Annotated in this window: 20 protein-coding genes; 19 read left to right on the top strand and 1 reads right to left on the bottom strand. The window is 66.4% G+C overall.

The window, feature by feature from the left end; all coding sequences use genetic code 11:
- The first annotated feature begins 121 nt into the window (after positions 1-121).
- The 5 genes from prfA to CFN17_RS18540 all read left to right on the top strand — a co-directional run bounded on the left by prfA (position 122) and on the right by CFN17_RS18540 (position 4,737).
- On the top strand, positions 122-1,195 hold the full coding sequence (gene prfA, locus CFN17_RS18560; protein WP_208749151.1) for a peptide chain release factor 1: 1,074 nt from the start codon (positions 122-124) through the stop codon (positions 1,193-1,195).
- Between the two features lie 16 nt (positions 1,196-1,211).
- The gene (gene prmC, locus CFN17_RS18555; protein ID WP_208749150.1) at positions 1,212-2,093 is read left to right on the top strand and encodes a peptide chain release factor N(5)-glutamine methyltransferase; all 882 of its coding nucleotides are present in this window, start codon (positions 1,212-1,214) and stop codon (positions 2,091-2,093) included.
- A gap of 30 nt (positions 2,094-2,123) precedes the next feature.
- Complete coding sequence (locus CFN17_RS18550) at positions 2,124-2,840, top strand: L-threonylcarbamoyladenylate synthase (RefSeq protein ID WP_208749149.1); 717 nt, start codon at positions 2,124-2,126, stop codon at positions 2,838-2,840.
- Entirely contained in the window at positions 2,837-3,613 is a 777-nt protein-coding gene (locus tag CFN17_RS18545) for a WecB/TagA/CpsF family glycosyltransferase (RefSeq protein WP_208749148.1), read from the top strand. Before CFN17_RS18550 ends, CFN17_RS18545 begins: the two co-directional genes overlap by 4 nt.
- A 68-nt stretch (positions 3,614-3,681) precedes the next feature.
- A complete protein-coding gene (locus tag CFN17_RS18540; protein ID WP_208751584.1) occupies positions 3,682-4,737 on the top strand; it encodes a DNA polymerase IV in 1,056 nt (351 codons plus the stop codon).
- Between the two features lie 3 nt (positions 4,738-4,740).
- Here CFN17_RS18540 and CFN17_RS18535 read toward each other — a convergent pair whose 3' ends face one another.
- A complete protein-coding gene (locus CFN17_RS18535) occupies positions 4,741-5,637 on the bottom strand; it encodes a glycosyltransferase (protein WP_208749147.1) in 897 nt (298 codons plus the stop codon).
- Between the two features lie 233 nt (positions 5,638-5,870).
- On the opposite strand from CFN17_RS18535, the gene CFN17_RS18530 reads away from it, so the two are divergent.
- The 14 genes from CFN17_RS18530 (at position 5,871) to CFN17_RS18465 (ending at position 19,394) form a co-directional block, all read left to right on the top strand.
- Positions 5,871-7,016: an MraY family glycosyltransferase gene (locus CFN17_RS18530; RefSeq protein ID WP_208749146.1), complete on the top strand. Its 1,146-nt coding sequence runs from the start codon at positions 5,871-5,873 to the stop codon at positions 7,014-7,016.
- 116 nt (positions 7,017-7,132) lie between these two features.
- Positions 7,133-7,618: a hypothetical protein gene (locus CFN17_RS18525; protein ID WP_208749145.1), complete on the top strand. Its 486-nt coding sequence runs from the start codon at positions 7,133-7,135 to the stop codon at positions 7,616-7,618.
- A complete protein-coding gene (locus tag CFN17_RS18520) occupies positions 7,611-7,961 on the top strand; it encodes a hypothetical protein (RefSeq protein WP_261792268.1) in 351 nt (116 codons plus the stop codon). The genes CFN17_RS18525 and CFN17_RS18520 overlap by 8 nt, the downstream gene beginning before the upstream one ends.
- A 91-nt stretch (positions 7,962-8,052) precedes the next feature.
- Positions 8,053-8,853 carry a F0F1 ATP synthase subunit A gene (gene atpB, locus CFN17_RS18515; RefSeq protein ID WP_208749144.1) on the top strand — a complete coding sequence of 267 codons (801 nt, stop codon included), beginning with the start codon at positions 8,053-8,055 and terminating at the stop codon, positions 8,851-8,853.
- Between the two features lie 80 nt (positions 8,854-8,933).
- On the top strand, positions 8,934-9,152 hold the full coding sequence (gene atpE, locus CFN17_RS18510; RefSeq protein WP_028276067.1) for an ATP synthase F0 subunit C: 219 nt from the start codon (positions 8,934-8,936) through the stop codon (positions 9,150-9,152).
- A 49-nt stretch (positions 9,153-9,201) separates the two neighbouring features.
- Complete coding sequence (locus CFN17_RS18505; protein ID WP_208749143.1) at positions 9,202-9,753, top strand: F0F1 ATP synthase subunit B; 552 nt, start codon at positions 9,202-9,204, stop codon at positions 9,751-9,753.
- Positions 9,753-10,580: a F0F1 ATP synthase subunit delta gene (locus tag CFN17_RS18500; RefSeq protein ID WP_208749142.1), complete on the top strand. Its 828-nt coding sequence runs from the start codon at positions 9,753-9,755 to the stop codon at positions 10,578-10,580. The genes CFN17_RS18505 and CFN17_RS18500 overlap by 1 nt, the downstream gene beginning before the upstream one ends.
- A gap of 83 nt (positions 10,581-10,663) precedes the next feature.
- Positions 10,664-12,301: a F0F1 ATP synthase subunit alpha gene (gene atpA, locus CFN17_RS18495; protein WP_208751583.1), complete on the top strand. Its 1,638-nt coding sequence runs from the start codon at positions 10,664-10,666 to the stop codon at positions 12,299-12,301.
- A 76-nt stretch (positions 12,302-12,377) separates the two neighbouring features.
- Entirely contained in the window at positions 12,378-13,271 is an 894-nt protein-coding gene (locus CFN17_RS18490; RefSeq protein WP_208749141.1) for a F0F1 ATP synthase subunit gamma, read from the top strand.
- A gap of 81 nt (positions 13,272-13,352) precedes the next feature.
- The gene (atpD, locus tag CFN17_RS18485; protein WP_208749140.1) at positions 13,353-14,807 is read left to right on the top strand and encodes a F0F1 ATP synthase subunit beta; all 1,455 of its coding nucleotides are present in this window, start codon (positions 13,353-13,355) and stop codon (positions 14,805-14,807) included.
- Position 14,808: 1 nt separating this feature from the next.
- Positions 14,809-15,093, top strand: a complete 285-nt coding sequence (locus CFN17_RS18480; protein WP_208749139.1) for a F0F1 ATP synthase subunit epsilon — start codon at positions 14,809-14,811, stop codon at positions 15,091-15,093.
- A 10-nt stretch (positions 15,094-15,103) separates the two neighbouring features.
- A complete protein-coding gene (locus CFN17_RS18475) occupies positions 15,104-15,535 on the top strand; it encodes a DUF2550 domain-containing protein (protein WP_208749138.1) in 432 nt (143 codons plus the stop codon).
- 5 nt (positions 15,536-15,540) lie between these two features.
- Positions 15,541-16,890 (top strand): esterase family protein, encoded by a 1,350-nt coding sequence (locus CFN17_RS18470; protein WP_208749137.1) that lies wholly within the window; start codon positions 15,541-15,543, stop codon positions 16,888-16,890.
- Positions 16,887-19,394 (top strand): bifunctional lysylphosphatidylglycerol flippase/synthetase MprF, encoded by a 2,508-nt coding sequence (locus tag CFN17_RS18465; protein WP_208749136.1) that lies wholly within the window; start codon positions 16,887-16,889, stop codon positions 19,392-19,394. The genes CFN17_RS18470 and CFN17_RS18465 overlap by 4 nt, the downstream gene beginning before the upstream one ends.
- Positions 19,395-19,541: the final 147 nt, after the last annotated feature.

Below are 19,541 nucleotides of genomic sequence, written 5' to 3'. Positions count from 1 at the left end.
CTTCGACAGGCCCGATGCCACTCCCGGGGCGGAACATCCGCGCGGCACTTACGGGGCTCGCTCACCGTGGCGCCCGATTTTGCGCCTGAATAAAATAGGTGCAGAACGAAAGGTTTTGAAAATGTTTGAGTCCGTACAGGGACTGTTGGATGAGCATGATTCCATCCAGGCCCAGCTGGGCGATCCTGCTGTCTATGCTGACCAGAAGCTGGCGCGGAAGCTGGGGCGGCGGTCTGCGCAGTTGAACGGCATCGTCGAGGCGTACCACCGTTGGGAAGGCCTTCGCGATGACCTGGCCGCGGCCAAGGAAATGGCGGACGAGGACCCCGAATTCGCCGCGGAAGTACCTGAACTGGAGGCTTCGCTGGAGGCGGCCGCGGCCAAGCTGCGCCGGCTGCTCATCCCGCGGGACCCGGACGACGCCCGCAACGTGATCCTTGAGGTCAAGGGCGGCGAAGGCGGCGACGAGGCTGCGCTGTTCGCCGCGGACCTCCTGCGGATGTACAGCCGCTACGCGGAATCCCGTGGCTGGAAGACCGAGATCATCTCGGCGACCGAATCGGACCTGGGCGGCTACAAAGACGTCCAGATGGCCGTCAAGGGCAGCTCGAACGACCCCGCCGAGGGCGTGTACGCCCGGCTCAAGTTCGAAGGCGGGGTCCACCGCGTGCAGCGCGTGCCGGTCACTGAATCCCAGGGCCGCATCCACACCTCGGCCGCCGGCGTGCTGGTGCTGCCCGAGGTGGACGAGCCCGAGGAACTCGAGATCAACCAGAATGACCTCAAGATCGACGTCTACCGATCCTCGGGCCCCGGCGGCCAGTCCGTCAACACCACCGACTCGGCGGTCCGCATCACCCACCTTCCCACCGGCATCGTCGTGGCCATGCAGAACGAGAAATCGCAGCTGCAGAACCGTGAAGCCGGCATGCGCGTGCTCCGCGCCCGCATCCTGGCCCACCAGCAGGAACTGATCGACGCCGAGAACTCGGCCCAGCGAAAGTCGCAGATCCGCACCATGGACCGCTCCGAGCGCATCCGCACCTACAACTACCCGGAAAACCGGATCGCGGACCACCGCACCGGGTACAAGGCCTACAACCTGGACCAGGTCATGAACGGCGATCTCGAACCGGTGATCCAGTCGGCCATCGAACTGGACGAACAGTCCCGGCTCGACGCCCTCGGCGAGTAAGCGCGGGCCAGTCGTGATGACAGCAGGCAACGGCCCGGGCCTGGCGCAGGCCGTCCGCGAGGCGGCCGCCGTCCTGGCCGAGGCCGGGGTCCCGAGCCCCCGCGTCGACGCCGAGCTCCTGGCCGCGCACCTGCTGGGCGTCGGGCCCGGCCGGCTGCGGGCCATGATGCTCGGCGACGTGCCGGCACCGGAAGGCTACGGCGACCTCGTCGCTGAACGGGCGCAGCGGATCCCGCTGCAGCACATCACGGGTGTGGCGCATTTCCGCCACCTCGAACTGGCGGTCGGCCCCGGCGTTTTCGTTCCGCGGCCGGAGACCGAATCCGTGGTCCAGCTGGTAATCGACCGGCTCAACGATGCTGCGCTGCCCGGCGGCACGGCGCACCCCAAGGTCGCGGACCTGGGTACCGGGTCCGGCGCGATCGCGGGGTCGATCGCGCATGAGGTTCCCGGCGCCGAGGTGTACGCAGTGGAATACAGCGAATTCGCGCATGCCTGGGCGGCGAAAAACCTGGCTCCGCTGGGGGTCCACCTTGTCCGTGGCGATCTGCGCGATGCGCTGCCCGAACACAACGGCACCTTCGACGTCGTGGTCTCCAACCCGCCGTACATTCCGGCCGAGGCGATCCCGAACGAACCGGAAGTGGCGCTGCACGACCCGCCCGAGGCGCTTTACGGAGGGGGAGCGGACGGCATGGAACTACCGACGGCGGCGGCTGCCTCGGCGGCCCGGCTGCTGCGGCCCGGCGGCTACTTCGTGATGGAACACGCCGAAGTGCAGTCGGACTGGATCGCCGCCATGATGACCCGCACCGGGCTGTGGTCCGATGTCACCACCCACCGGGACCTCAACGGCAGGGACCGTGCCACCAGCGCCGTGCTGACGCCGCCGAACTAAACGTGTGACAAGTGATGAAAGAATAGGCCAGTGACGACTAGCTACGATTGCACGGCGGCTGAGCAGCGCGCCGCAGGACTCGAACACGCCCAGCGGGCCATCCGCGAGAACAAGTGCGTGGTCTTCCCCACGGACACCGTCTACGGCATTGCCGCCGACGCTTTTTCTCCCCTCGGCGTGACGCTGCTCCTGGCGTCCAAGGGCCGCAGCCGGAAGATGCCCCCGCCCGTGCTGATCCCCAGGCTCAACGCGCTTGACGGCCTGGCCACGGACGTCCCGGCCGAGGCACGCCGGCTGGCCGAAACGTTCTGGCCGGGCGGCCTCACCCTGATCCTGCACGCGCAGCCGTCACTGGACTGGGACCTCGGCGAGACCAAGGGGACCGTGGCGCTGCGGATCCCGGCCGACGAGATCGCCCAGGACCTGCTGACCCTCACCGGGCCGCTGGCTGTCTCGTCCGCGAACCGTACCGGGCACGCGGCCGCGCAGACCGCAGCCGACGCCGAGGCCCAGCTGGCTGAGTCCGTGGAGGTCTACCTCGAGGGCGGGCCCAGGCCTGCCGACGGTGCCGAGGCCTTGGCCTCGACCATCATCGACGCGACTGCACTGCCGCTGCGTGTGGTCCGCCAGGGTGCTATCAGCCTCGAACGGCTGCGCGCTGTGGTTCCCGGCCTGGTGGACATCGACGGCAACGCCCCCGAGCCTGAAGCTGAGACCGCACCGGGCCCGGAGTCCGGCTCCGCATGACGCTGGAGCGCCAGTCCGTCCCGTTCCTCGACGTCGACGCGACCCCACTGACGGTGTCCGAGCTGACCGCGGTGCTCAGCACCTTCGTGGCCGAGGGCCGGACCCGGATCGTGGTGGGGCACAACCTGCACAGCGTGACGCTGCTGCACTCGGACCCGGCCTTCCGGTCCTTCTACGAGCACAGCGACGTGGTGCTGCTCGACGGCGCCCCGGTCCTGTGGCTCTGGGCCAAAACGGCTGAAGAAGGCGACGGCCGCGGCCCGGTCATGGACTACCGGCTGGGGTCGACGGACTGGATCCCGGCGCTGGGCAACGTCGAGGGGCTGGAACGGATTGCCGTGATCGGCGCCGGTGCCGTGGCCAACGCGGGCGCCGTGGCCAAACTGAGGGAGATCGTCCCGGGGGCGCGCATCGACGGCATGGCCGGCGAAGGCTGGAACAAGGACGTCGAAGAGACCGCCGTTGAGTGGCTGACCCGGCTGCGCCCGCAGCTCGTGCTCCTGGGCCTTGGCATGCCGTTGCAGGAACAGGTCCTCGCCCGCCGGCTCGGCACTCTGCCTCCGGCCGTCTACTGCGCCGTCGGCGGCGCCATCGAACAGATTGCCGGCGTCCAGAAACTGGCACCGCGCTGGATCGGCCGGCTCGGGCTCGAGTGGGCCTGGCGGCTCCTGCTGCACCCGCAGCGGGTGGCCTACCGGGTGTTCGGCGAGCCGTGGGTGCTCCTGGGCCTGCTGCTGCGCCGGCGTCTGCGCCGCCAGCCCGCCGGGTCCTAGGCAGTGGGGAACCCCTGCCTGCCCGGGGTGTTTTGGGGCAGACTGGGGGCGTGAGCGGAATCCCGTGGGTGTTGCATGTCGATCTCGACCAGTTCATCGCGGCCGTCGAAGTGCTCCGGCGGCCCGAGCTTGCGGGCAGGCCGGTCATTGTCGGCGGCCGGGGCGACCCCACGGAACGGGCCGTGGTGTCGACAGCATCCTACGAAGCCAGGGCGTTCGGGGTCGGTTCCGGCATGCCCTTGCGCGTGGCCGCCCGGAAAGTGCCCGACGCCGTGATCCTGCCCGTCGACCAGGAGGCTTACCTCGCGGCGTCCGACACGGTGATGGCCACCCTCCGCGCGCAGCCCGGCGCCACTGTGCAGGTGCTGGGATGGGATGAAGCCTTCATGGGGATTGAGACGGAGGACCCGGAGGCCTACGCGCGGCGGGTGCAGGCAGCTGTCCTGGAACGGACACAGCTGCATTGCAGCGTGGGGATCGGCGACACCCTGGTCCGGGCCAAGGTGGCCACAGGTTTCGGAAAGCCGGCGGGCGTCTTTCGCCTCACGTCCGCGAACTGGCTCGACGTCATGGGACCCCGGCCGACAAGGGACCTGTGGGGCGTCGGGACCAAAGTGTCGGCCCGGCTGGCCAAGCTCGGCATCACAACCGTCGCCGGGCTCGCCGCGTCCGACCCCCGGGACCTGGTCCCGGAGTTCGGCCCCGGGATGGGCCCCTGGTACGCGGAGCTCGGCCGCGGGGACGGCGCGAGCGTGGTGGACGACACCCCCTGGGTCGCCCGCGGGCACAGCAGGGAGACCACGTTCCAGCGCGACCTCACCGATCCGGCCCAGGTGGACGACGCCGTGAGGGAACTGACAGCGCGTGTCCTGGAGGATGTTGCCGCCGAAGGTCGGCCCGTGGTCGGGCTGACCCTCAAAGTCCGGTACGCGCCGTTTTTCACCACGACACACGCGAGGAAGATCCCCGAGACCGTCGACCGCGACGAGATCCTCGCCCGCGCCCTGGACCTCGCTGCCGGGATCGAAGCGGGCCGCCCGATCCGGCTCCTGGGCCTGCGGGCCGAAATGACCATGCCCGGCGACGCCCGCAAAGGACACACGCCAACGCGCGGCGGTTGGTGACAGCTAGAACTTCTGGTCCTCCAGCGGGCCGAAGCCCTTGCCGCGGAGCCCGGCGGAAAAGGCGCGGAACCAGCCGGCCAGGCCGCGGAAGTCGCCGCTGCGCAGGAAGTAGCCGAGGTAGCCGCCGACATCCGCGACAAAGGACTTGACCCGGAAGTGCCGGCGGATCATGTAGCCGCGGTTCCGGTAGTAGAAGTAGCGTTTGAACGCGGAGTCCGGAACGATCACGTGCCACCGTGCGCCGAAAACGTGCTTGGTCTCGGAGAACGCGTGCGGGTGGGTGATGGCGGCCGTGGTGACGGTGCCGAAGCGGATTCCGGCCTTCCGGAGCCGCAGCGTGAAGTCCACTTCGTCGCCGCGGATGAACAGGCGCATGTCCGGCAGCCCCACCTTGAAAAAGACGTCGGACCGGATCAGGGCGCCGTTGAAGAAGTGCCCGTCGCCGGGCAGGAAGCCGAGCTTCTCGACCTCGGCGCGCTCGTGGGTGACCTTGCCGCCCAGCCGGAAGAAGAAGGACAGCCGGTCCGGGTGGCCGGGGGCGACCACCAGCGGGACCACAGCTTCCAGGTCCCGCGCTTGCGCCTCGCGGAGCAGCGTGGCGAGGCATTCCGGGTCGGCCGGCTCGGCGTCGTCATCCATCATCCAGATCCAGTCCGCCCCGCTCGCCACCGCCTTGAGGACCGCCAGGGAAAAGCCGCCGGCTCCGCCGAGGTTCGCCTCGGACCGGACGTAGTCCACATTCGCGTGCCCGGCGGCGACGTCTTTTGCGGGCACCGTGCCGCTGTCAACGAGGCAAATTGAGTGGACCGGGGTGCTCTGGCCGTTGATGGCATCCAGCAGGACCGCCAGTTCCCTGGGGCGGTCAAACGTCACGGCGGCGACTGCAACCGAGGGGGTCATCGCGGGGTCCTTTCAGCACGACCGTCAGTGGTTTTCCCGCCGGCGGAGGGCCGTGTGACGCGAAGACAGGTGGCCGTTGGCATTAGTATCTTGACTAGAGTCCACTGTAATACAGCCCTGTCAGGCACTACGCACTGCCTGCCCTGCGCACGGCGACGGAGAAGTTTCATTTTTCGAAAGACAGTCCCACGGCAACTGAATAACACCGCCAGCCCCGGGCCGGTGGTCTTCCCGTGATCATGTACCTGCTCATGATGCTGACGGCAGCCATCGTGAGCTACACGGCCACCTGGGGTGCCCGGCTGGCGGGCAACAAGCTGGAGCTGTATTCCCCCATCCGCAGCCGCGACATGCATTCGACCCCGATCTCCCGGCTCGGCGGACTCGGCATCTTCGCAGGAGTCCTGGTGGCCCTGGTCCTGGCCGGCAATTCGTTCTTCGTCAAGGACATCTTCCGCAACAACACCGCACCGTGGGGAATCCTCGCCGGGGCCGCGCTGATCGTGATCGTCGGCGTCGCGGACGACCTGTTGGACCTGCGCTGGTGGATCAAGCTGATCGGCCAGAGTGCGGCGGCACTGGTCGTGGCCATCTGGGGCGTCCGGATGACGGTCATCCCGTTCATCCCGGAACCGCTCGTGATCCAGAACGAGGCCGTGAGCATCCTTCTGACGGCCGGACTGATCGTGACCACCATGAACGCCTTCAACTTCATCGACGGACTGGACGGGCTCGCGGCGGGGGTGGCGATCATCGGGGGCGCGGCGTTCTTCCTGACTGCCTACTGGGTCCACCGGACGGCGGTGCTGCTGGACCGCTCGGACCTCGCCACGCTCCTGACCGCCGTCGTGGTGGGCAGCTGCGTCGGCTTCCTGCCGCACAACTGGTTCCCTTCGAAAATCTTCATGGGGGACTCCGGGGCTATGCTGATCGGCCTGCTGATGGCATCGGCCGGCGTCGTCTCCACCGGTCAGATCAGCTCCGGGCTCTACGACCGCGCCAACGGCATTCCCACCGTCATCCCGATCCTGCTGCCGTTCGCGGTGCTGTTCCTGCCGCTGCTGGACCTCTGCCTGGCCGTGGTGCGGCGGACCGCGCTGGGCCGGTCGCCGTGGTCCGCGGACCGGGGACACCTGCACCACAAACTGCTGGACATTGGGTATTCGCACCGCGGCGCCGTGGTGCTGATGTACCTGTGGACCTGCATCCTCGCCTTCGGCGGCCTGGCGTTCGCGATCTTCCCGTGGCACATTGTCCTCGCCGTCGATCTCGCCGCCGCGGCCATCATGGCCTTGGTGACCGCCTGGCCGTACCTGCGGCAGCGCGGGCCGCGGCACATGGCCGGAACGACGGAAAAACCTGCCCGACAGGCCGAATAGCTGTGACGCGTCACTCACAGGAAATTTTCAGAATAATTTCTATCTAATGTAGAATTCAGGGGCGGCACTTCGCCGCCTGCCTTGACCAGCACCACGCACACGACGATTGGGATCTCATGACCTCCAACGCCGGACCGGAACCCGCTTCCGGCAACGGACCCGTTGGTGTCTCCGGCCCCACAAAATCCCTGTGGCTGAGGCTGCTGGCCATGAGCTCAGCCGCTTCTGCGGCCGCCCTGGTGCTGACCGGCGTCGTCGCCTTCATCGTCAACGGCGCGGCCGGACTGTGGTCCGCCTTGTTCGGCGGAGCTTTGGTGATGGTGTTCTTTGCCATCAGCCTCGCTGTGGGCCACTTCGTGGGCCGCAACAACCCTTCCGGCGCGATCGGACTGTTCGTCGCGACGTACTTCGTCAAGGTCGTGGGCTTTGCCGTGGTGCTCTTCGTCATCGGCGCTCCGGCCTGGCTGCACGGCCGCTGGTTCCTGATCGGTGCCGTTGTCACCGTGGTGGTCTGGCAGGCGGCCGAGATTTACGGTTTCAGCAAGGCGCGGCTGCAGATTTACAACGACCCCGAACCCCGAAAAGGCGGCACTGATGTTTAGCCGCAAAGGTGGCCGGGGACCGGTTGACGGCCCCCAGAACAAGGCCGCAAAAACACCCGAATCAACAGCCGGTGCCCCCGGTGTTTCCGGGGACGGCAGCGACGGCGGATACAACGCCGGGATCGCCGTCTTCAGCTACATTGTTGGCGGAATCATCGTCTGGAGTTTGATAGGGTGGGGACTGGATAATCTGTGGGGAACCCGCTGGATTGTGCTCGCAGGCGCTCTGCTTGGAGCTGCGGGAGGGTTCTATCTTTCCCATATGCACGGCCTCACCAGTAACAAAATGTCAGCTGATGACGGCAAAGCTGCACGTGGCCCGTCCCAGGACGAAAAACAGTAATGCCAAATAATTTCACAGGGGGAGAGGCGGGCACCAATGTCGCCGGTCCCCGCCCAACGCCCAATGATGGACACTGCAGAGAGGAAACGCGTTGATCGCGCTTGCGCTCCCGGCCCAAGATTCAGGAACTTTTACGCCTCCTGGAATTGAAGAACTTCACCTGCCGGCTATCATCCCCTGGGGTGCTGCCGACGGTTTTTCCAAGCAGATGCTGCTGGTCATCCTGTCGGTTGTCATTGTCGCGACATTCTTTGTGCTCGCTGCGCGGAAGCAGCAGCTCGTTCCCGGCAAGCTGCAGTTCGCAGGCGAGTCCGCCTACAGCTTCGTCCGCAACGGCATCGCCAAGGACATCATCGGCGGCCGTGACTTCATCAAGTATGTCCCGCTGTTGTTCAGCCTCTTCTTCTTCATCCTCGTGAACAACATCTACGGTGCCATCCCGCTGATCCAGCTTCCCACCTTCTCGCACGTCGGCGGCGCCTACGTGCTCGCAGGGATCGTGTACATCACCTGGATCGCGATCGGCGTCAAGAAGAACGGCCTGCGCTACTTCAAGCTGGCCACCGTTCCGTCCGGCGTCCCGTGGTACATCCTCCCGATCGTTATCCCGATCGAAATCATCTCCAACTTCCTGGTCCGCCCGGTCACGCACAGCCTCCGTCTGTTCGCCACCATGCTGGCCGGCCACCTGATCGTGATGATCGCCGGTGCCGGTGTCGAGTTCCTCGTCATGCAGGAGAACGTCCTGCTCAAGGGCGCATCCGCACTCGTCCTCGTCGGCGCCGTCGCCATGTACATGCTCGAAGCACTGATCATGGTGCTGCAGGCGTACGTGTTCACGCTGCTGACCGCGATCTACATCGAAGGCGCCCTGCACGCCGACAGCCACTAAGGCACCCACAAACTTCCCCTTGCGGGGATGAAGCAACCCAAACAACCTGCCACATGGGTGGCATCTTGAAAGGAAGAAAAATGGAAGGCTCCATCAACGGCTCCCTCAACCTCGTCGGCTACGGCCTCTCCGCCATCGGCGGTGGTATCGGCGTGGGTCTCGTGTTCGCCGCCTACATCAACGGCGTGGCACGTCAGCCGGAAGCCCAGCGCGTCCTGCAGCCGATCGCATTCCTCGGCCTCGCGCTGACTGAAGCCCTCGCCATCCTTGGTCTCGTCTTCGCGTTCGTTCTCAAGTAAACAGAACAAACCGAACATCCAGAACCGAGTAGATAAGGACGGGTGAAATATGAATCAAGCGATCATCTCAGCCGCCAGCGAAGGCGGGACTAACCCCCTCGTTCCCAATCCCTGGGAAATGCTGATCGTCTTCGCCGGCTTCGCAGTCCTCATGTACATCGTGGTCAAGTACGTTGTCCCGATGTTCGAGAAGACCTTCGCGGAGCGGGCCGAGGCCATCGAGGGCGGCATCGCCAAGGCCGAAAAGGCCCAGGCCGAGGCCTCCGCAGCACTCGAAGAGTACAAGCAGCAGCTCACGGACGCCCGCACGGAAGCCAACCGCATCCGTGAGGAAGCGCGCGCCGAGGGTGCCCAGATCCTTGCAGAACTGAAGGAAAAGGCCGCCGCCGAGTCTGCCCGCATCACCGCACAGGCCCACGCGCAGATCGAATCCGAGCGCCAGGCGGCCGTCGTGTCGCTGCGCGCCGAGGTCGGCACGCTGGCCACGACGCTGGCGAGCCGCATCGTCGGCGAGGCTCTGAGCGACGACGCACGGTCGGCCCGCGTGGTGGACCGTTTCCTGGCAGATCTGGAGAACCAGAACGCAGGTGTAGCTAAGTAATGGCAGGTGTATCGAGCGAATCGCTGGCCGCTGCGCTGGCGGCACTGGAAGCCAAGCTTCCCTTTGCGTCGCTGCAGTTGGCAAAGGACCTCTTCGGAATCCTGGGTACCGTGGACAGCTCGGCCGGCTTGCGCCGCGCCTTGACTGACCCGTCCCGCAGCGGTGAGGAAAAGTCAGCGCTGGTCAAGCAGCTGTTCAGCGGGAAAACGTCCGCTGACGCTGTCGAGATCGCGGCCGGACTGGCCAGCTCCCGCTGGGCATCGGCACGGGACATCGGCGATGCACTCGAGACTCTTGCCGCTTCGGTGGTCATCGCTGTTGCCGAGAACAAGTCGGCCGTCTCTGCCTCCGGACTCAGCGGACTGGAAGCCCTGGAGAACGACCTGTTCTCCTTCAACCAGGCCGTTGGGTCCAGCCACGAGGTCCAGCGTGCTCTGTCCGAGCCGCAGGCCAGCCCGGCTGCCAAGGTATCCCTCGCCGAGAAGCTCGTACCCGGTGCGAGCGAGGAAGCGAAAGTCCTGATCGGACAGGCCGTCTCGGCTCCGCGTGGCCTTAAGGTCACCGGGCTCGTTGGCCGGTTCGCCGAGCTTGCCGCCAAGCGCCAGCAGCGCTGGATTGCCACGGTCAGCGTCACCCGTCCGCTGACGGAGACCCAGACCAGCCGCCTGCAGGCCGGGCTCAACTCCCTTTACGGGCGCGAGCTCAAGATCAACATGAACGTTGACCCGGCGCTGATCGGTGGAATCCGGATCCAGGTTGGCGACGAAGTGGTTGACGCTTCCGTCCTCGCCCGCCTCGGTGAACTCCACCGTCAGCTTGCCGGCTAGCCGGACAAGCACAACCTAACGACAAGAAACCCCGGTCATCGTGAGCAACGATGATCACGAATACAGGAGAGCAGGGACTGCAGATGGCCGAATTGACCATCAACGCCGACGACGTCCGTAATGCGTTGAACGAGTTCGCGGCGTCCTACGAACCCGGAAACGCAGAGCGCGTAGAGGTTGGCCGTGTAACAACCGCAGGTGACGGCATCGCCCGTGTTGAGGGCCTTCCCTCGGTCATGGCGAACGAGCTGCTTCGCTTTGAAGACGGCACCCTGGGCCTGGCCCAGAACCTGGACGTCCGCGAGATCGGTGTCATCATCCTCGGTGACTTCAACGGCATCGAAGAAGGCCAGGAAGTCCACCGCACCGGACAGGTTCTGTCCGTTCCGGTCGGTGACGCCTTCCTCGGCCGCGTGGTTGACCCGCTGGGCCAGCCCATCGACGACCTCGGCGAGATCAAGGCCGAGACCACCCGCGCCCTGGAACTCCAGGCGCCCGGCGTGACCCAGCGCAAGTCGGTCCACGAGCCGATGCAGACCGGCCTGAAGGCCATCGACGCGATGATCCCGATCGGCCGCGGCCAGCGCCAGCTGATCATTGGCGACCGCCAGACCGGCAAGTCGGCCATCGCGATCGACACGATCATCAACCAGAAGGCCAACTGGGCCTCCGGCGATGTCAACAAGCAGGTCCGCTGCATCTACGTCGCGATCGGCCAGAAGGCCTCCACGATCGCCGCCGTCCGCCAGACCCTCGAGGACAACGGCGCCCTGGAATACACCACGATTGTGGCTTCCCCCGCGTCCGACCCCGCAGGCTTCAAGTACCTGGCACCGTACGCCGGCTCGGCCATCGGCCAGCACTGGATGTACGGCGGCAAGCACGTCCTCATCGTGTTCGATGACCTGTCGAAGCAGGCCGAGGCTTACCGTGCAGTGTCGCTGCTGCTCCGCCGCCCGCCGGGACGCGAAGCCTACCCGGGCGACGTCTTCTACTTGCACTCCCGCCTGCTGGAGCGTTGCGCCAAACTCTCCGACGAGCTCGGTGCAGGCTCGATGACCGGCCTGCCGCTGATCGAGACCAAGGCGAACGACGTTTCGGCCTACATCCCGACCAACGTGATCTCCATCACCGATGGCCAGATCTTCCTGCAGTCGGATCTCTTCAACGCCAACCAGCGTCCCGCCGTCGACGTCGGCGTGTCCGTCTCCCGCGTTGGTGGCGCCGCCCAGGTCAAGTCCATGAAGAAGGTCTCCGGTACCTTGAAGCTGGAACTGGCCCAGTACCGCGACATGCAGGCCTTCGCCATGTTCGCCTCGGACCTCGACGCGGCATCGCGCCAGCAGCTGACCCGCGGTGCACGCCTGATGGAACTGCTCAAGCAGGGCCAGTACTCGCCGTTCCCGGTCGAGAACCAGGTCGTGTCCATCTGGGCCGGTACCAACGGCTACCTCGACGACGTTCCGGTTGAAGACATCAACCGCTTCGAGACCGAGTTCCTGGAGCACCTCAAGCACAAGTCCTCCATCCTGACGACGCTGGCCCAGACCAACGTCATGGACGATGACACCGCTGAAGCACTGAAGACCGCGATCGTGGACTTCAAGAAGGGCTTCTTCGGCGAGGGAGACAGCCTTCTGGTTGGTGCCGGGCATGAGGAGCACGACGCCATCGGCGAGGACCAGGTCGACCAGGAAAAAATCGTCAAGCAGAAGCGCTAGTTTCGCTGGCAGGGACTGCCGGGGCCCGCACGGGTTCCGGCAGTCCCGGCCAACGGGATCTTAGGAAAGGATAAGTATGGGAGCCCAGATCCGGGTCTACCGCCAGAAGATCAGCTCGACGACGTCGATGCGCAAGATCTTCAAGGCGATGGAACTGATCGCTACCTCGCGCATCGGCAAGGCCCGCGCACGCGTAGCAGCTTCACTGCCTTACGCAAACGCGATCACGCGTGCCGTTTCTGCTGTCGCAAGCCAGAGTGAAATCGACCACCCGCTGGTCACCGAGCCGGCGCAGATCCGCCGGGCCGCCGTCCTGGTCATCACCTCGGACCGCGGCCTTGCAGGGTCGTACTCCGCGAGCGTCCTCAAGCAGGCCGAAGGCCTCAACGAGCTGCTCCACGAGGAAGGCAAGGAAGTCAAGACGTTCCTGATCGGCCGCAAGGCGCAGGCGTACTTCGACTTCCGGAACCGTCCGTACCACCAGGTATGGACCGGCAACACGGACGCTCCGCAGTTTGCAACGGCCCGCGAGGTCAGCGAAGCACTGCTGGCCGACTTCGCCACCGCCTATGAAGAGGGCGGCGTCGATGAAATCCACGTCGTGTACACCCGCTTCAAGTCGATGGTGACCCAGGAGCCGACGGTCGTCAGGCTGCTGCCGCTCGAGGTCGTCGAAGAGAAGGCCGAGTCCGAATCGGACCTGCTGCCCCTCTACGAGTTCGAGCCGGAAACGGAGCAGGTCCTCGACGCCCTGCTGCCGCGCTACATCGAATCACGTATCTTCGCCGCCATGTTGCAGGCAGCAGCCTCCGAGCTCGCCGCCCGCCAGCGGGCGATGAAGTCCGCCGGCGACAACGCGACGGAGCTCATCAAGAAGTACACGCGTCTGCGCAACACTGCCCGCCAGGCTGAGATTACGCAGGAGCTTTCCGAAATCGTGGCCGGTGCCGACGCGTTGTCCGCGTCCTAGCCAGCCCGAGTCCGGACCCAGCTGTACCTGCACCACCAGATAAACTTAACCCCACGCCATCTACTGAGTGAAGTGAGAGAGATGACTGCCACTGCTACCGAACACGTAGCCGCAACGTCCGGTGCTACCGGCCGTATTGCACGTGTTATTGGCCCGGTTGTCGACGTCGAATTCCCGGCTGACGCAATCCCCTCGATTTACAACGCACTCACCACCGAGATCACTCTCAACGGTGAGACGAAGACCATCACGTTCGAGACCGCCCTGCACCTGGGCGACAACCTGATCCGTGCCATCTCCCTCCAGGCCACCGACGGACTTGTCCGCGGTACCAACGTGGTGGACACCGGTGCCCCGATCTCCGTGCCCGTGGGCGACGGCGTCAAGGGCCACATCTTCAACGTCCTGGGCCAGCCCCTCGACGTTGCCGAGTCCGAACTCCAGATCAGCGAACGTTGGCCGATCCACCGCAAGGCTCCCGCCTTCGCGACCCTGGAAGGCTCCACCGAGATGCTGGAGACCGGCATCAAGGTGATCGACCTCCTCACCCCGTACATCAAGGGTGGCAAGATCGGCCTGTTCGGCGGCGCCGGCGTCGGCAAGACCGTGCTGATCCAGGAAATGATCACCCGTGTTGCCCGCAACTTCGGCGGCACCTCGGTGTTCGCCGGTGTCGGCGAGCGTACCCGTGAGGGCAACGACCTCTGGGTCGAAATGGAAGAGGCAGGCGTCCTGAAGGACACCGCCCTTGTCTTCGGCCAGATGGACGAGCCGCCGGGAACGCGTCTGCGCGTGGCACTGTCCGCCCTGACCATGGCGGAGTACTTCCGCGATGTGCAGAACCAGGACGTGCTGCTCTTCATCGACAACATCTTCCGCTTCACCCAGGCCGGTTCCGAGGTTTCCACCCTCCTCGGCCGCATGCCTTCGGCCGTGGGCTACCAGCCCAACCTGGCTGACGAGATGGGCCTCCTCCAGGAGCGCATCACGTCCACCAAGGGCCACTCCATCACCTCGATGCAGGCCATCTACGTTCCCGCAGATGACTACACCGACCCGGCCCCGGCCACGACCTTCGCACACCTCGACGCGACCACGGAACTGTCCCGTGAAATCGCTTCCCGTGGTCTGTACCCGGCCGTTGACCCGCTGACGTCGACCTCCCGCATCCTGGATCCGCAGTACATCGGCCACGACCACTACAACACGGCCGTCCGGGTCAAGCAGATCCTGCAGAAGAACAAGGAACTTCAGGACATCATCGCCATCCTCGGTGTCGACGAACTCTCTGAAGAAGACAAGATCGTCGTGTCCCGCGCACGCCGCATCCAGCAGTTCCTCTCGCAGAACACCTACACCGCCAAGCAGTTCACCGGCGTCGAGGGATCCACCGTGTCCATCAAGGACACCGTTGAAGGCTTCACCGCGATCTGCGACGGCGACCTTGACCACGTTGCAGAGCAGGCGTTCTTCAACGTCGGCGGCCTGGACGACGTCGAGCGCCAGTGGGCCAAGATCCAGGAACAGACCAAGTAATATGGCTGAGCTTGAGGTTGAGATTGTCGCAGCGGACCACTTCGTGTGGTCCGGAGCGGCCAAGATGGTCAAGGCCCGCACCAGCGATGGTGAAATCGGAATCCTGCCCGGCCACTCGCCCCTGCTGGCGATTCTGGCCGAAGGTGAGCTGGCAATCGAGCCGGTGTCCGGTGACCGCATCTTGGTAGTTGTCGACGGCGGGTTCTTCTCCGTCGATAACAACCGGGTGGTCATTGTTGCTGACAACGCCCAGCTGGGCGAAGCGGCTACTGCGGGGATCCGCTAGCACGACCTTGATGAACGATATTGGTTTGCCGTTCATCGTCCTGGCGACTGCGTTTGCGTTGCTGGTCTTTGCACTGTGTCTTTCGGGGGTGCGCCGCTTCAACCTGCGGCGCGCCCTCGGCACGGTGGACGCCTCCATCTGCATGGCTGGAAAAAGCTGGCAGATGGGGGTTTGTCGTTATCAGGACAACGACCTCGAGTGGTTCCGGCTGGTCTCGCTGAGCGTCCGTCCCAAACACACCTTCCGGCGCAGCTCACTGGAGCTTCTGGGCCGGCGCAAGCCCACCGAATCCGAACTCCTGAAGGTCCAGCCCGACGCCGTGATCGTGGAGCTGCGGTACGAGGGGCAGGAAGTGCTGCTCGCGATGCGCTTTGACGCCTACACGGGATTGTCGTCCTGGCTTGAGGCCGGACCGGTCATCGGCGTCGGCACCTGGCGCTAGCGCCGGTGGGATCCCTTGAAGACCTCAGGCTGGTCGACGGCCCGGTGGTCTGGTTCTCGTGGGCTGCCGCGGCCGCAGGCCTGGCCTACCTCCTATGGCACGGTGTCATAAGGCACAGCGTCAGCCGGCACAGCGCCGCCCGCTCCGCCGCCGTCGTGGCAGCCGTGGCCGTGCTCGCCGCCGCGCTCGTCGCGGCGGTGCACTGGTTCCTGATCTACGCCGTCGCCGTTTTCGCCGATGAGCTCCCGTGGGAACCGCTTGCCTGGTCCTTTCCCGCCGTCGCCGCGCTCCTGCTGTGGCTACTGTGCCTCGCGGGCCTGCACGGCAGCGGCCGGATCCGGCGCCGGCTGCGGCGTTCGGCCGCCGCCACGGCCGCTTTCCTGGCCGTTCTCACGCTCTCGGCCATCCAGATCAACAGCTACTTCGGCTTGAATCACACTGTCAGCGACCTCACCGGGACGGCCGTGGCAAGGATCCAGCCGCTCGAGGCGGCCCTGACGCGCGCCGCCGGCGGCCCGGCCGCCATTGACCTTGCCCGGTGGCGGGCTCCCACGCACCTGGCTTCCGGCGTCGTCCGCAAGGCTTCCATCCCCGGCACTGTCTCCGGATTCAGCAGCCGGGAGGCCTATGTCTACCTGCCCCCGGCCTACCAGAGTTCCCCGCGGCCCGCGCTGCCGGTACTCGTGCTCTTTTCCGGACAGCCCGGCGGTCCAGCCGACTGGCTGACGGGCGGGGCTCTGCGGAACCGACTGGACCGGTTCGCCGCCGGGCATGCCGGGGTTGCGCCCGTGGTGGTGGTGGTCGATCCCAACGGCTCACAGTCGGCCAACACGCTGTGCATGGACAGTCGGATTGCCCAGGCGGACACCTTCCTGGCCCGCGACGTGCCCGACTGGATCAAGACCACCCTCGCCGTCGACCCGGATCACCGGCAGTGGGCCGCGGGAGGCTTCTCCTTCGGCGGCACCTGCGCCATGCAGATGGTCACCCGGCATCCCGACCTCTACAGCGCCGCGCTGTCCTTTTCGAGCGAGCGGGAGCCGGCCCTCGCGAAGGAGCGAGAAAAGACCGTCGAGGCCGCCTTCGGCGGAGACACCGGCGCCTTCGACAGGCAGCCGCCGCTGCACCACATGGCGGAACGCCGCTTCGACGGCCACGGAGTGTACCTCGCCGTCGGGGAGGACGACGCCGAGTTCGCCGGCTACATGGATGAAATCGCCGCGGCGGCCCGCAACGCCGGATTCGCGGTGGAGACCCGCCGGATTGCAGACACCGGGCATTCCTGGGCCACCGCCGCCACCGGACTGCCCGGCGGCTTGGACTTTCTGGCCCGGCGCTGGGGGATAACGCCATGAGTGTCTGGCGGCAGGGCCGGCGGCAGGCGCGGGCACACTTCCGGTCCGTGCCTTTCACCCTCTCGGTGCTCACCGTCTTCCTGGCGGTCGGGGCCGTCACCGGCAGCTTCCTGTCCGGGCCGCCGAAAGCGCTGCTTCCGGTCGCGTCCGTCAGCGCCCCGGGGCTCAAGGCCGGGAACTGGTGGTCGCTGTTCACTTCGCTGTTCTTCGCAACAAACCTGCTGGCCTACCTCGCCGCATCGCTGATGATCCTTCTTCTGCTGGGCCTGGCCGAGCGGCGGCTGGGTACGCTGCGCACCGCCGTGTTCTTCTTCGCGGGCCAGTTCGCTGCCGTGACCTTGTTCTTGCTGGTCACCCAGCTGGCACGGTACCTCGGCGACGGCTGGCTGGGCCTTATGGTCAGCGCCCGGCTGATCGGGCCCTACGCCGCCATCCTCGCCGTCGCCCTGGCCGCGAGCGGGCTCCTGTCCCCCCTGTGGCAGCGGCGGCTCCGGACCGCCGTCGTGTCCGCAGCCCTGCTGCTGGTCCTTTACGTGGGCCATGCGGAGACCGTGGTGGGGCTCACCGGCGCCCTGGCCGGCCTGGCCGCCGGATGGTGGATCCAGGACGACCTGGGGACACCGCGCCGGCACCGCTCGACGGGACGGGAGACACGCAACCTCCTGGCGCTCACCATCGCCATCTTCGCGGTGGGGCCGATCCTCACGGCCGTTGTCAGCAGCCCCACCGGGCCGCTGGCCCTGTTGCGCGACATCGTGCTGAATCCGCTGCCCACGCTCGGCCAGTTGGAGCAGAACTGCGGAGGCACCGTCGACGTCAGCTGCCTGGAGGCGGGCAGGCCCGGCCTCGCCGGGCCGCTCGGCCTGGCCCTGGCCGTGGTCCCGGTGATCCTCCTGCTGATCTGCGCGGACGGCATGCGGCACGGGCGCCGGCTGGCCCTGCGGATCGCCATCATCGTCCAGCTTGGGGTGACGGCCCTCGCCGCCGTCTACCTCGCCCTGTTCGCCCGGATTCCGCACTATCCCAGCCGGCCGCGCACCGCGGTGATGGGGTCAGGGTTCGTCCACATCCTGCCGCTCGTCGCCGTGCCGCTGCTGCTGGCCGTGCTGCTCTGGCTCAACCGCCGCCAGTTCCGGGTGGAGACGGCCCCGTGGGCCCGGAGAAACCTGGGCATTGTGGTCGGCGGCACGTGGCTGGTGCTCGCCGGTACCTACACGGTGGCTTGGCTTGCCGCCGGCGGCCTGAATCGCGACGGAGGCCCGGAGGGCCTGGCCGCGGAACTGGCAAGGCAGTTCCTGCCGCTGCCCATTCCGGGCCTGTACAGCCGGCTCTTCCAGTACCGTAACGCCGTCGAGGCCTTCCTGTTCACGTATGCCGGGATTATCTTCTGGGGTGTGGCGCTGGCCGCGGTCTGGGTGGTCCTGCGGCGCCGGCTGCACAATACCGGGCTGCGCAGCGCCGGCAACAGTACCGACGTCGGCTCCTGGGACCGGGACACGGCCCGGGACCTGATCCGCCAAGGCGGAGACTCGCTGTCCTGGATGGCTCTTTGGGAACCCAACAAATACTGGTTCACGCCGGACCGGCGCGGCGGCGTCGCCTACCAGCAGCACGGCAACGTTGCCCTGACGCTGGCCGGCCCGTTCGGACCCGCCGCGCTCCATGAGGAAACGGCGGCAGCTTTCATGCGGTACTGCGCGGAGCACGCCCTGATCCCGTGCTTCTACTCGTGCACCGATGAGCTGTGGCCGATGCTCCGGGCCCGGGGTTTCCGGCGGGTGGCCGTGGCCCAGGAAACCAGGCTTGCCGTGCGCGAACTGGAATTCAAGGGCAAGGAATGGCAGAACGTGCGCACGGCGCTCAACCGGGCCGCCAAGACCGGCGTGCGCGCCGTGTGGGGCCGCTACAGCAGCTTCCCGGCGCCGCTGCGGGCCCAGCTCAGCGAGGTCTCCGAAGAGTGGGCGGCCCGCAAGCCTGTCCCTGAGATGGGGTTCACGCTCGGCAGCCTGGACGAGCTCGACGACGACGCGGTCCTGTGCTGCCTGGCCGTGGACGCCGAGGCGCGGGTACAGGGCGTCACGAGCTGGCTGCCGGTGTATGAGGACGGGCGGCTGGTGAGCTGGACCCTTGATTTCATGCGCCGGCGCGGCGACGCCTTCCCCGGCGTCATGGAATTCCTGATCGCCTCCGCGGTGCAGGAGCTCAAGAAGAGCGTGGAGGTCATCTCGCTGTCCGGTTCGCCGCTGGCCCAGGACGGCGGCGAGGCGGGACTGGAAGGCTTGTCCGGAATCCTCGACGTGGTGGGCCGCGCCCTCGAACCCGTCTACGGCTTCCGCTCGCTGGCAACCTTCAAATCGCGCTTCAAGCCGGAGTACCGCACGCTATACCTGTACTACCAGGACCCGCTGCAGCTGCCGGCAATGGGCCGGGCCCTGAGCCGGGCCTACCTTCCCGGGCTTTCAGTACGGCAGAGTGCTCGCCTGTTGCGCACGCTGGTGCGCTAGCGCGGGCATACGGGGCCGCGGAAAACACATCTACGCCGGGTCGCATTGAAACCCGGCGGCAATTGCCGTCGGAATAGGGCGCCTACCAAAACCGTGCTCCGGCAATAAAAAATGATCCCCGGCACAAATGCCGGGGACCATTTATTG

The organism is Arthrobacter sp. PM3, from assembly GCF_003352915.1.
GTDB lineage: Bacteria > Actinomycetota > Actinomycetes > Actinomycetales > Micrococcaceae > Arthrobacter.
Note: the sequence above shows the minus strand (reverse complement) of the source record. Positions and strands in the feature narration are given on the sequence as shown.

Bases quoted from the DNA above. Each gene is read 5' to 3' on its own strand.
- prfA (WP_208749151.1), top strand. From the start codon at position 122: ATGTTTGAGTCCGTACAGGGACTGTTGGATGAGCATGATTCCATCCAG.
- prmC (WP_208749150.1), top strand. From the start codon at position 1,212: ATGACAGCAGGCAACGGCCCGGGCCTGGCGCAGGCCGTCCGCGAGGCG.
- CFN17_RS18545 (WP_208749148.1), top strand. From the start codon at position 2,837: ATGACGCTGGAGCGCCAGTCCGTCCCGTTCCTCGACGTCGACGCGACC.
- CFN17_RS18535 (WP_208749147.1), bottom strand. From the start codon at position 5,637: ATGACCCCCTCGGTTGCAGTCGCCGCCGTGACGTTTGACCGCCCCAGG.
- CFN17_RS18525 (WP_208749145.1), top strand. From the start codon at position 7,133: ATGACCTCCAACGCCGGACCGGAACCCGCTTCCGGCAACGGACCCGTT.
- CFN17_RS18520 (WP_261792268.1), top strand. From the start codon at position 7,611: ATGTTTAGCCGCAAAGGTGGCCGGGGACCGGTTGACGGCCCCCAGAAC.
- atpE (WP_028276067.1), top strand. From the start codon at position 8,934: ATGGAAGGCTCCATCAACGGCTCCCTCAACCTCGTCGGCTACGGCCTC.
- CFN17_RS18505 (WP_208749143.1), top strand. From the start codon at position 9,202: ATGAATCAAGCGATCATCTCAGCCGCCAGCGAAGGCGGGACTAACCCC.
- CFN17_RS18500 (WP_208749142.1), top strand. From the start codon at position 9,753: ATGGCAGGTGTATCGAGCGAATCGCTGGCCGCTGCGCTGGCGGCACTG.
- atpA (WP_208751583.1), top strand. From the start codon at position 10,664: ATGGCCGAATTGACCATCAACGCCGACGACGTCCGTAATGCGTTGAAC.
- CFN17_RS18490 (WP_208749141.1), top strand. From the start codon at position 12,378: ATGGGAGCCCAGATCCGGGTCTACCGCCAGAAGATCAGCTCGACGACG.
- atpD (WP_208749140.1), top strand. From the start codon at position 13,353: ATGACTGCCACTGCTACCGAACACGTAGCCGCAACGTCCGGTGCTACC.
- CFN17_RS18480 (WP_208749139.1), top strand. From the start codon at position 14,809: ATGGCTGAGCTTGAGGTTGAGATTGTCGCAGCGGACCACTTCGTGTGG.
- CFN17_RS18475 (WP_208749138.1), top strand. From the start codon at position 15,104: ATGAACGATATTGGTTTGCCGTTCATCGTCCTGGCGACTGCGTTTGCG.
- CFN17_RS18465 (WP_208749136.1), top strand. From the start codon at position 16,887: ATGAGTGTCTGGCGGCAGGGCCGGCGGCAGGCGCGGGCACACTTCCGG.